The organism is Roseateles sp. GW823-FHT07B05 (genome assembly GCF_058794515.1).
Genome location: NZ_JBXAGX010000001.1, coordinates 120710 through 131804, shown reverse-complemented (window position 1 = coordinate 131804; position 11095 = coordinate 120710). Strand labels below are relative to the sequence as shown.

10 protein-coding genes are annotated in these 11095 nt (G+C 70.7%); 6 read left to right on the top strand and 4 right to left on the bottom strand.

The genetic code is table 11. The features are described 5' to 3' along the window. Positions 1 to 8 precede the first annotated feature (8 nt). The 3 genes from erpA to rplM all read right to left on the bottom strand — a co-directional run bounded on the left by erpA (position 9) and on the right by rplM (position 1301). On the bottom strand, positions 9 to 371 hold the full coding sequence (erpA, locus tag AC1Q7O_RS00635) for an iron-sulfur cluster insertion protein ErpA (RefSeq protein WP_492660200.1): 363 nt from the start codon (positions 369 to 371) through the stop codon (positions 9 to 11). A 99-nt stretch (positions 372 to 470) separates the two neighbouring features. Beyond that, the gene (gene rpsI / locus AC1Q7O_RS00630; protein WP_492660201.1) at positions 471 to 863 is read right to left on the bottom strand and encodes a 30S ribosomal protein S9; all 393 of its coding nucleotides are present in this window, start codon (positions 861 to 863) and stop codon (positions 471 to 473) included. Between the two features lie 9 nt (positions 864 to 872). After that, on the bottom strand, positions 873 to 1301 hold the full coding sequence (gene rplM, locus AC1Q7O_RS00625; RefSeq protein ID WP_088482271.1) for a 50S ribosomal protein L13: 429 nt from the start codon (positions 1299 to 1301) through the stop codon (positions 873 to 875). A 207-nt stretch (positions 1302 to 1508) separates the two neighbouring features. Between rplM and AC1Q7O_RS00620 the strand changes: the two genes are divergently transcribed. From AC1Q7O_RS00620 to AC1Q7O_RS00610, 3 genes are all read left to right on the top strand, one after another. Further along, the gene (locus AC1Q7O_RS00620; protein ID WP_492660202.1) at positions 1509 to 2321 is read left to right on the top strand and encodes a GNAT family N-acetyltransferase; all 813 of its coding nucleotides are present in this window, start codon (positions 1509 to 1511) and stop codon (positions 2319 to 2321) included. 133 nt (positions 2322 to 2454) lie between these two features. Then, complete coding sequence (locus AC1Q7O_RS00615) at positions 2455 to 3312, top strand: DUF2726 domain-containing protein (protein ID WP_492660203.1); 858 nt, start codon at positions 2455 to 2457, stop codon at positions 3310 to 3312. Positions 3313 to 3599: 287 nt separating this feature from the next. Beyond that, positions 3600 to 4658, top strand: a complete 1059-nt coding sequence (locus tag AC1Q7O_RS00610; RefSeq protein WP_492660204.1) for a serine/threonine protein kinase — start codon at positions 3600 to 3602, stop codon at positions 4656 to 4658. 13 nt (positions 4659 to 4671) lie between these two features. Here AC1Q7O_RS00610 and AC1Q7O_RS00605 read toward each other — a convergent pair whose 3' ends face one another. Next, positions 4672 to 5058, bottom strand: coding sequence for a YciI family protein (locus AC1Q7O_RS00605; protein WP_492660205.1), 387 nt, complete (start codon positions 5056 to 5058; stop codon positions 4672 to 4674). A gap of 168 nt (positions 5059 to 5226) precedes the next feature. Between AC1Q7O_RS00605 and imuA the strand changes: the two genes are divergently transcribed. The 3 genes from imuA to AC1Q7O_RS00590 are packed head-to-tail and all read left to right on the top strand — an operon-like array spanning position 5227 to position 10728. Then, positions 5227 to 6093: a translesion DNA synthesis-associated protein ImuA gene (imuA, locus tag AC1Q7O_RS00600; protein ID WP_492660206.1), complete on the top strand. Its 867-nt coding sequence runs from the start codon at positions 5227 to 5229 to the stop codon at positions 6091 to 6093. Beyond that, complete coding sequence (locus AC1Q7O_RS00595; RefSeq protein WP_492660207.1) at positions 6062 to 7351, top strand: DNA polymerase Y subunit UmuC family protein; 1290 nt, start codon at positions 6062 to 6064, stop codon at positions 7349 to 7351. The genes imuA and AC1Q7O_RS00595 overlap by 32 nt, the downstream gene beginning before the upstream one ends. Continuing rightward, the gene (locus tag AC1Q7O_RS00590; protein WP_492660208.1) at positions 7348 to 10728 is read left to right on the top strand and encodes an error-prone DNA polymerase; all 3381 of its coding nucleotides are present in this window, start codon (positions 7348 to 7350) and stop codon (positions 10726 to 10728) included. The genes AC1Q7O_RS00595 and AC1Q7O_RS00590 overlap by 4 nt, the downstream gene beginning before the upstream one ends. Positions 10729 to 11095: the final 367 nt, after the last annotated feature.

Sequence of the window (11095 nt, the reverse complement as noted above, 5' to 3'; positions counted from 1 at the left end):
CTCCGCGCTCAGACCGAGAAGCTGGACCCGCAGCCGCAGGTCGTCGTGGCGTTCGGGTTCTTGATGACGAACTGCGCGCCCTGCAGGTCTTCCTTGTAGTCGATCTCGGCGCCCGTCAGGTACTGCAGGCTCATCGAGTCGATCAGCAGCGTCACGCCGTTCTTCTGCATCTGCGTGTCGTCGTCGTTGACGGCCTCGTCGAACGTGAAGCCGTACTGGAAGCCCGAGCAGCCGCCGCCCTGCACGAACACGCGCAGCTTCAGGTCCGGGTTGCCTTCTTCAGCCACCAGGTCACGCACCTTGTCGGCGGCGCTGTCGGTGAAGACCAGGGGCACGGGGATGTCGGTGGGGGTATCAAGCACGGCGCTCATGGCGGGCTCCTCAGAATCTGTGCGAAAACGAATAGATGGATTGTCGGCGCAAAAACAAAAGGCCGCGATAAAGCGGCCTTTTGTGGAGTCGTGAAGCGATTAACGCTTGCTGAACTGCTTGCGGCGACGGGCGCCGTGCAGACCGACCTTCTTACGCTCGACTTCACGCGCGTCACGCGTGACGAAGCCGGCGCGGCTCAGTTCGGGCTTCAGCGTCGCGTCGTAGTCGATCAGCGCGCGGGTGATGCCCAGGCGCAGCGCGCCGGCCTGGCCGGACTCGCCGCCACCGTGCACGTTCACCTTGATGTCGAACGCTTCACCATTGTTCGTCAGCAGCAGCGGCTGCTTGGCGATCATGATGGACGTCTGACGACCGAAGTAGACGTCGATGGCCTTGCCATTGACGATGATCTGACCCGTGCCCTTCTTGATGAAGACGCGAGCGACCGACGACTTGCGGCGGCCAGTGCCGTAATTCCAGTTTCCGATCATGGCCGTTCCTTAGATCTCGAGAGCCTTGGGCTGCTGGGCGGTGTGCGGGTGCGTGGGACCTGCGTAGACCTTCAGCTTCTTGACCATGGCGTAACCCAGCGGGCCCTTGGGCAGCATGCCCTTGACGGCCTTCTCCAGCGCGCGGCCGGGGTGCTTGGCTTGCATGTCCTTGAACTTCGTTGCGTAGATGCCGCCGGGGAAGCCGCTGTGACGGTAGTACACCTTGTCGGTGGCCTTGTTGCCGGTCACACGGAGCTTGTCGGCGTTGACGATGACGATGAAATCACCGGTGTCCACGTGAGGCGTGTAAATGGCCTTGTGCTTGCCGCGCAAACGGAGTGCCACTTCGCTGGCAACACGTCCGAGCACCTTGTCGGTGGCGTCAATCACAAACCACTCGTGCGTCACTTCGGCCGGCTTGGCGCTGAAGGTCTTCATGAGAGTTGCTTTCGCTGTGCCGGCCCCTGATAGGAAGCCGGCGATGAATGGCTGAAACTGCTGACCGGCCTCGGTGCTGTGTCTGTTGCACAGCCTCTCAACTGGTTTCTTTCCCGCAGCCTTTGACGGAAAAGCCGACGAGTGTAGCAGCGAAGCCCATGGTTTGGAACCCGCCGCCGCGTTAACCTCCGCACAGGATCACCCGCCATGCCCCGCAAGCCCGCCCCCACGACACCACCCGCCGCACCGGCCACGGGCTGGGACGAGGTGCTGTCGGCGTTCGGGCCGGACCCGCATCCGCCGCCGCCCGTGCCGCCGGTCGAGCCCCCCGCCGACGCCGGCACCGGCCCGCTGGCCACCGCACGCGCGGCGCTGGAGCGGCTGGCCACCTGGGTGCCCATCCGTTCGCTGGCCCGCCGCCACCGCCGCCGCATCATCGACCACCTGTTCGCGATGGACGCGCGGGACCGCTACCTGCGCTTCGGCTATGCGGCGTCGGACGAGCAGATCCGCAAGTACGCGCTGTCGCTCGATTTCGCCCGCGACGAGGTGCTGGGCATCTTCAACCGCAGCCTGAAGCTGGTGGCGCTGGCCCACCTGGCCTACGGGCAGCCCCTGCCCGGCGACCCGACCCGCACGATGGCCGAGTTCGGCGTGTCGGTGCTGCCCGAGTCGCGCGGCCGCGGCCTGGGCCGGCGGCTGTTCGAGACCGCCGGGCTGCACGCCCGCAACCGCGGCATCGATACCCTCTTCATCCACGCGCTGAGCGAGAACCGCCCGATGCTGCGCATCGCCACGGCAGCCGGCGCCGTCGTCGAGCGCGACGGCAGCGAGTCCGCCGCCTACCTGCGCCTGCCGCCGGACTCGTTCGGATCGCAGGTCGAGCAGGCACTGGAGCGCCATCTGGGCGAACTGGACTTCCAGTTCAAGCGCCAGGCCCGCGTGCTGAACGACTTCGTCGACAGCGTCGCTGAGGTCAAGGCTCATTTCGACGCGTCCGGCCGCGCCGCCAAGGAATAAGTGACGCGGCCCGCTCCCCCTCAGCCCGGGGGAACGGGGGCTAACGAGTAATGGCCTGTCCCTTGATTACGCTACATTGATCTACTAATGCGCCGCGAGCCTGTCGGCGATGCCGCAGAACTCCCCGAGGGACATGCCGTACGCCATCTATTGGATCGCCGCGCTGGCTGTTTGCGTGCTGGGCCTGGCCATCAGCCTGGTCTGGGCGCTGCGGCGGCCGGCCTACGCCAACAAGGGCCTTCCCGGAGAGTGGTCGCTCACGGCAAGGCCCGTGTTCACGACCGACGAGCGGCGTGTCTTCCGGCTGCTGCGCGAGGCGCTGCCCCACCACGTCGTGCTGTCCAAGCTGCCGCTGGTGCGCTTCTGCCAGCCGACCGAGGCCAAGGAAGTGCGCTACTGGTTCGACCTGCTGGGCGCCTCGCACGTGACGTTTGCCGTCTGCAGCCCCAACGGCCGCGTGCTGGCCGCGATCGACCTGGAAGGCGAGCGCGGCGTCACGCCGCGCAGCCTGCAGATCAAGCATGCCGTGCTGTCGGCCTGCCGCGTGCGCTACCTGCGCTGCGCAATGGACCAGTTGCCCAGCGTGGCTGAACTGCAGCTGCTGGTGCCGCAGGGCAGCAACCCGCGCGGCCCGCTGCCGGCGCCGCCCGCCACCGCCGCGCTGCCGCGCCGCCGCGCCAGCGACGACGAGTTCGGCAGCGACTGGGGCCAGTTCTCGCAGCCGCTGCCGCTGTGGCAGGACGCCGGCGTCTTCGGCGGCAACGAGGCACCGGGCTATGCCGAGCCGCGCCAGCCGCGGGCGCAGTCGCCCTACCCGCATCGCCCGCCGGCCGAGCGCCGCGCACCGCAGCGCCAGCTGGATGCAGCGCGCTTCAACCCGCGCACGCTGCCGGTGCTGGACGATGCCGACGAGGAAGCCATGATGGACGACATCGTGGGCGTCGTCGTCGACGCGCCGCGCTACGCGACCGAGCGCCCCCGCCGCCGCTAAGGGCCTGCCAACCCCAGGGCAATGGGTCGCGAACGCCCGCCGCCCGGGGCCAATCAAGGCGCGGCGCGCCGCCAGCACCTGTGTGCGGGCAAGTGGCGTAACGCCGAGTGGCCCCTGGCGGCGGGCGTTCCCTTCGGGTTGTGGTCAGAGAGCCCGCGCGCGGCGTTGCAAATGCTCGCCGGGTGTCCAACCCGGCTCCGCTTTGCGCCTTGCTCGCGGGCTTTCTGGCCACAACGCGACCCATTGCCCTGGGGTTGGCAGGCCCCCATCCCGGCGACACTCGCCGGATGCACCACGCGACCCCTGACCTCAGCTTCGGCGACCTGACGCCGGAGTTCATGCTCGACGCCCTGGACGCCGCCGGCCTGCGCGCCGACGGCCGGATGCTGCAGCTCAACTCCTTCGAGAACCGCGTGCTGCAGGTCCACCTGGAAGACGACCGCCCCGGCCGCGGCGTGGGCGTCGCCAAGTTCTACCGGCCGGGCCGCTGGAGCGACGCGCAGATTCTGGAAGAGCACGCCTTCGCCGCCGAACTGGCCGCCGCCGAGGTGCCCGTCGCCGCGCCGTGGGTGCTGGACGGCGGCACCACGCTGTTCCATTACCAGGGCCAGCGCCTGGCCGTCACGCCGCGGCAGGGCGGGCGCGGGCCGGAGCTGGAAGACCCCGAGGTGCTGCGCTGGATAGGCCGGCTGCTGGCGCGGCTGCACGGCGTCGGTCGCCAGCGGCCGTTCACCGCGCGGCTGTCCTGGGCCAGCGCCGCGCCGGCCCAGGCGGCGCGGGACTGGCTGATGCAGAACGACGCGATCCCGCCCGAGATCGCCGCAAGCTGGGACGACGCCGCGCGCCGCTGCATCGACAGCATCCAGGCCGCCTTCGACAGCCTGCCGGACCTGCCGCTGACGCGCCTGCACGGCGACTGCCACCCCGGCAACATCCTGTGGACGCCCGACCGCGGGCCGCATTTCGTCGACCTGGACGACGCCGTCATGGGCCCGGTCGTGCAGGATCTGTGGATGCTGCTGCCCGGCGAGCCCGATGCCGCGCGCCAGCTGCTCAACGCCGTGCTGGACGGCTACGAGCAGATCGCCGAGTTCGACGACCGCGAGCTGCGCCTCATCGAGCCGCTGCGCACGATGCGCATGATCCACCACAGCGCCTGGCTGGCCCGCCGCTGGGGCGACCCGGCCTTCCCGCTGGCCTTCCCGTGGTTCGGCTCGCCCAACTACTGGCTGGACCAGGTGGCCAAGCTGCGCGAGCAACTGGAGGCCATGCGCCCCAAGGACGCGCCGCCGACGCTGGCGCGCGACGAGGACGAGGTGAACTTCGACGGCGACGGGTTCGCCTGACGCCTCACCACCCCTAACGCCAGGTCGCCGGCGTCTCGTTGGTCGCCACCGTCACGTCGGCACGCGTGCCGTCCAGCGGGCGGATCTCCATCGTCAGGCCGAACTGCAGGCAGGGGTTCTCGGCCGCGATGGCCGCCGCCTGCGCCAGCGTCTCGGCGACGATGAACCAGTAGCCGCCCACCCACTCCTTGGTCTCGGCAAACGGGCCATCGGTGATGAGCCCGCCCTTGGCGACGACGCGGCAGCCCGGCTCCAGCCGGCTGCCGGGCTTGAGCCGCCCCTCGACCAGGCCCCGCTCGTACCAGACGTAGAACGCATCGATGGCCGCCTGCACGGCCTGCGGGCTGGCGTCTTCGTCCCACTGGCCACGGGACAGCACCAGGTAGTCGTTCATCGGCATCGGCAAATCTCCTGGAAGTTGCGCGGGCGACGCGCGGCACCCAGGACAGGAATGCTAGCGGGCGACCGAGGTGGATAGTCGGAAAATACTGGATATGTATACAGTATTGTGGTCTCATCCAGGCTCCGCTTTCTTCCCCCGTTGTCTCCGTTTTCCGTCTGCACGGCCATGTTGTCCGCTCCCGCCACCGCCTATGCCAGCCCACCCGCGCCGGGCCATCCGCCGCCGGGCCAGCCCTCACTGGAAGCCCTGCTGCAAGGCCGGCTGTGGCGTGGCAGCAGCCTGGGCGCCGCCGCCACGCCGACGCTGCCCAGCGGCTTTGCCGCGCTGGACGGCGAGCTGCCCGGCGGTGGCTGGCCGCTGCGCGCCGTCACCGAGCTGCTGACGCCGCAGTTCGGCGTGCTGGAGTGGCGGCTGCTGGCGCCGGCCCTGCAGCGCTGGTGGGCCGGCCAGGCGCTGCCCGCCGCCGCGCCGGGCCGCCGGGCGCGTGCCGCCGAGCCCGCGCTGCGCTCGCTGCTGCTCATCAACCCGCCACACGCGCCGCACCTGCCCGGCCTGCAGGCGCTGGGGCTGCCGCCGTCCGCGCTGATCTGGGTGGATGCCGCCACGCCGGCTGAAGCGCTGTGGGCCGCGGAGCAGGCCATCAAGTCGCGCGTGGCCGTGCTGGCCTGGCTGCCCCAGGCGCGGCCGGAGCAGATCCGGCGGCTGCAGGTCAGCGCGTTGAGCTCCGACGCGCCCGCCTTCCTCGTGCGGCCGGAGCGCGCGGGCCAGCAGTCCTCGGCCGCGCCGCTGCGCCTCGTCGTGCAACCGGGCGACGGCTGGGCGCTGAACGTGCACCTGCTCAAGCGCCGCGGCCCGGCGCACGAGGGCTGGCTGGAACTGCCCGCTGTGCCGGGTGCGGTCGAGCCGCTGCTGACGGCCGCCAAGCGCAAGCCCCTGCCGGCACCGGGCCCGGCGCCCTCGCCCGCCCCTGCGCCGGCGTCCCCTCCGCTGGAGCGCGCCGATGCGCTGGCTCGCGCTGTGCTGCACGCCTGATGCAGCGGGGAATGACGCCCTGGCCTGGCTGGCGCTGAGCTTCACGCCCCGCGTCGCCCGGCTGGAGGAGGCGGTGGTGGCCGAGGTGTCGGCCAGCCTGCGGCTGTTCCGCGGCGCCCGCGCGCTGCGGCTGCGACTGCAGGCCGACGCTGCGCAGGCCGGCCTGGCGCTGGGCGCGATGGCCTGGGCGCCCACCGCGCTGGCGGCGCTGGCACTGGCACGCAGCCCCGGCGCGCCCCGCCAGGGCCGGCTCGCCGACCGGCTGGACGCCCTGCCGCTGGCCGCCCTCACGGCCGCGCACGCGCACCACGCGATGCTGGCCCGGCTGGGCTGCACGCAGCTGGGCGAGCTGCGCCGGCTGCCGCGCCCGGCGCTGGCCAGGCGCTTCGGCCCCGCCTTGCTGGTGGCACTGGACCGGGCCTACGGCGACCTGCCCGAAGCACATGACTGGCTGACGCTGCCCGACCGCTTCGACGCGCGGCTGGAGCTGCCCTGGCGCGTCGAGCACGCGCCCGTGCTGCTGAGCTTTGCAGAGACCCTGCTGCGCCAGCTCTGCACCTTTCTCACCGCGCGCCATGCCGGCGTGCGCACGCTGCGGCTGGCCTGGCAGCACGACGCGATGTGCGCCCGCGACGTGGCCGGCAGCGGCGAGCTGACGCTGGCCACCGCCGACACCACGCGTGACCTCGCGCGGCTGACCCGGCTGCTGGGCGAGCACCTGGCCCGCACGACGCTGGCCGCACCGGCCGGCGAGATCACGCTCAGCGCCGACACGGTGCTGCCGCTGCAGGAAGGCAGCCACAGCCTGCTGCCCGGCCCGTCCGACCCGGCCGAGCGTGCGACGACGCACGCGCTGCTGGAGCGGCTGTCGGTGCGGCTGGGTGCCGGCCGTGTCTGCGAAGGCCGGTTGCACGAAGACCACCGGCTGGACCGCATGCAGCGCTGGCAGCCCTGGCCCGCGCCCGCGTCGCCGCCCGTGCGCCAGCCGCCCGGGCCGCAGCCCACCTGGCTGGTGGAGCCGCCGCTGCCGCTGCGCTGCGATGCGCGGGAGCAGCCCGTCTACGCCGGTGCGCTGGCGCGCATCAGCGGGCCGCACCGCATCGAGGCCGGCTGGTGGGAAGGCCCGGGCCAGTTGCAGACGCGCGACTACTACGTCTACCGCAGCGCGGCGCGCGGGCTGCTGTGGGTCTATCACGAGCGGCTGTCGGCCACCGAATCCGACGCGTCGGGCTGGTTCCTGCACGGGGTGTTCGCATGAGCCCGCCGCAGTCCGACCGCGACGAGCACCTGCACGAGCTGCGCCGGCTCGGCTTCGCGTCGGACGCCGACATGCGCCGCGTGGCCGACGCGCAGGCGTTCGACACCTCGGCCGCGCCGCGCCCAACCGCCCGGCCCGGCGAGCCGCCGCCTCGCGAGCTGCCGCGCTACGCCGAGCTGCACTGCCTGACGGCGTTCAGCTTCCTGCGCGGCGCGTCCGAGTCGGCCGAGCTGGTGGAGCGCGCCGTCACGCAAGGCTACGAGGCGCTGGCCATCACCGACGAATGCTCGCTGGCCGGCGTCGTGCGCGCGCACAAGCAGCTGCGCGAGATGCGCGAGGCGGCGCACCACGCGCTGAAAGAGGCTGCCACCGAGGCCGGCGAACCGGTCGACGGCATCGAGCAGCCGCAGCTCATGAAGCTGCTGATCGGCAGCGAGTTCCTCGTCCGCGACGACACCGGCACGCCGCGCTTCAAGCTCGTGCTGATCGCGCAGAACCTCAACGGCTACGGCAACCTCAGCCAGTTCATCACGCGGCTGCGGCGCGCCAGCCCGGTCAAGGGCGAGTACACGCTCTACTTTCGCCAGCTCGCGCCCGAGAAGCTGGCCGACTGCCTGGCCCTGCTCGTGCTGCCGCGCGAGGCAAGCGACGCCGACCTGATGACGCCGGCGCACTGGGTGCTGCGCCACTTTGCCGGCCGCGCGTGGCTGGCCGTGGAGCTGCTGCGCGAGGCCAGCGACGCGCTGTGGCTGCAGCGGCTGCAGTCGCTGTCCGACGCCACCGCGCTGCCGCTCGTCGCCGCCGGCGACGTGCATTTCCACGTGCGCTCGCGCAAGGCGCTGCAGGACGTGATGACCGCCACGCGGCTGGGCCGCACGGTGGCCGAATGCGGGTTCGACCTGCAGCCCAATGCCGAGCGGCATCTGCGCAGCCGCTACCGCATCTCGCAGCTGTGCGCGGCGGAGCTGATGGCCGAGACGCTGCAGGTGGCGGCGCGGTGCACGTTCAGCCTCGACGAGATCCGCTACCAGTACCCGAGCGAGGTCGTGCCTGCCGGCGTGACACCACGCCAGCACTTGCGCCACCTCACCTATGCCGGCGCGGAGAAGCGCTGGCCGTGGAACGAGCACGGCCTGGGCGGCGTGCCCGACAAGTGGAAGCACCGCATCGAGCACGAACTCGAGCTGATCGAGGAGCTGGGCTACGAGCACTACTTCCTGACCGTCGCCGATGTCGTCGCGTTCGCGCGCAGCATCGGGATCCTCTGCCAGGGGCGCGGCTCGGCCGCCAACAGCATCGTCTGCTACTGCCTGCACGTCACGTCGGTGGACCCGGATCGATCGACGCTGCTGTTCGAGCGCTTCATCAGCCGCGAGCGCAACGAGCCGCCGGACATCGACGTCGACTTCGAGCACGAGCGCCGCGAAGAGGTCATCCAGCACCTCTACGACAAGTACGGCCGCGACCGCGCCGCGCTGACGGCCGTCGTCATCTGCTACCGCCCCAAGAGCGCCATCCGAGATGTCGGCAAGGCGCTGGGCTTCAGCGAACAGCAGTTGGAGGTGATGAGCAAGGACCACAGCGGCTGGCCTGGCCAGGTGCTGCCCGAGGATCACCGCGCCGCGCTGCTTCAGCGCCTGGGGCTGCCCGGCGATGACCCGCGCCTGCAGCAGCTCATCACGCTGGGCCGCCAGCTCAACGGCCTGCCGCGCCACCTCTCCCAGCACGTCGGCGGCTTCGTGCTGACGGCCGGCGTGCTGGAGCGGCTCGTGCCCATCGAGAACGCGACGATGAAGGACCGCAGCGTCATCGAATGGGACAAGGACGACATCGACGAGCTGAAGATGATGAAGGTCGACGTGCTGGCGCTGGGCATGCTCACGGCGATCAGGAAATGCTTCGACCTCGTCAACCCGCTGCGCGGCACGGCCATCGACCTGACCATCCCCGACAACGACACGGCCACCTACGACATGATCTGCAAGGCCGACACCGTCGGCGTGTTCCAGATCGAGAGCCGCGCGCAGATGTCCATGCTGCCGCGGCTGCGGCCGCGCACCTACTACGACCTGGTCGTCGAAGTCGCCATCGTGCGGCCCGGCCCCATCGAGGGCGGCATGGTGCATCCCTACCTGAAGAACCGGCTGCTCACCAAGGACCAGATCAAGTACCCGAAGGATGAACTGAAAGACGCGCTCGACCGCACCTGCGGCGTGCCCATCTTCCAGGAGCAGGTCATGCAGATCGCGATGATCGCGGCCGGGTTTTCTGCGGGCGAGGCCGACGAACTGCGCCGCGCGATGGCCGCCTGGAAACGCCCCGGCGTGCTCGACAAGTACTACGACAAGGTCGTCAGCGGCATGCGCAGGAACGGCTACGAAGACGCCTTCGCCGAAAGCATCTTCCGGCAGATCAAGGGCTTCTCCAGCTACGGCTTCCCCGAGAGCCACGCCGCCAGCTTCGCGCTGCTGACCTATGTCAGCAGCTGGCTCAAATGCCACGAGCCCGCGGCCTTCCTGTGCGCGCTGCTCAACAGCCAGCCGCTGGGCTTCTACACGCCCAGCCAGCTGGTGCAGGACGCGCGCCGGCACCAGGTCGAGGTGCGGCCCATCGACGTGAACCACAGCCACCACGACAGCACGCTGGAACGCCGCGACGGCGAGCACCAGCCCGCGGTGCGCCTGGGCCTGCGCCTCGTCAGCGGCCTGGGCACGGAGGCGGCCCTGCGCATCGCAGCGGCCCACGCGCAAAGCCCCTTCATCCACCCGCAAGACCTGGCCCACCGCGCCCGCCTCACGCAGGCCGACATGCAACACCTCGCCGCCGCCGACGCGCTGGCCAGCCTGGCCGGCCACCGCCGCCAGCAGGTCTGGCAGGCCTCGGCACTGCACGCGATGCCGGCGCTGCTGCAGGGCAGCCTGCTGCCCGAAGACGACCTCGCGCTGCCCGCCGCCGCCGAGGGCGAGGAAGTGCTGTGGGACTACGCCGCCACCGGCCTCACGCTGCGCCGCCACCCGCTGGCGCTGCTGCGGCCGCGCCTGGCGCGGGACGGCCTGCTGTCGGCCCGGCAGCTCGACCAGGTGAAGAGCGGCCGCCGCGCCAAGGCCTGCGGCATCGTCACCGGCCGCCAGAAGCCGCAGACCGCCAAGGGCACGCTGTTCGTCACGCTGGAAGACGAGACCGGCAACGTGCAGGTCATCGTCTGGCCCAAGGTCTACGAGGAACACCGCAGCACCATCCTCGGCGCCCGGCTGCTGGCGGTGGAGGGTGTGTGGCAGCGTGGGGATGGCGATGTGCGGCACCTGCTGGCGCAGGGGTTCAAGAACCTCAATCCGTGGCTGGGCCGGCTGCCGACGGAGAGCCGGGATTTCAGGTGACCAGGATCGTCGCCACGGACGACTGAGAGAGTTTGCTCGAGCGTCGGGGGGCGCGCTCTGCGGGGACCGTCGGGTGTCGGTGATGCGGTGGTCGCTGTCGGCCAGGAGCGGCAGGCGGCCAAGGTCTGCTTTCGATAGGCAGTCTCTCGGGCCGCCACACAATCCGAGTCATGACAGTCGCCTTGGCTCTCCTGATCTACGTAGGCGTCTACCTCGCGTCACAGCTCAAGCCCGTTTACTTGCAATGCGACCATGCGGGATGCGAATGCGTTACGCATCAAGAGGAGTAGTTTGGGGAATCCGTCTGAGTGAATGTGCCGATATCCGGGCTTCGAACGACCGCATCGGATTCAGCAATTCGGCGAGA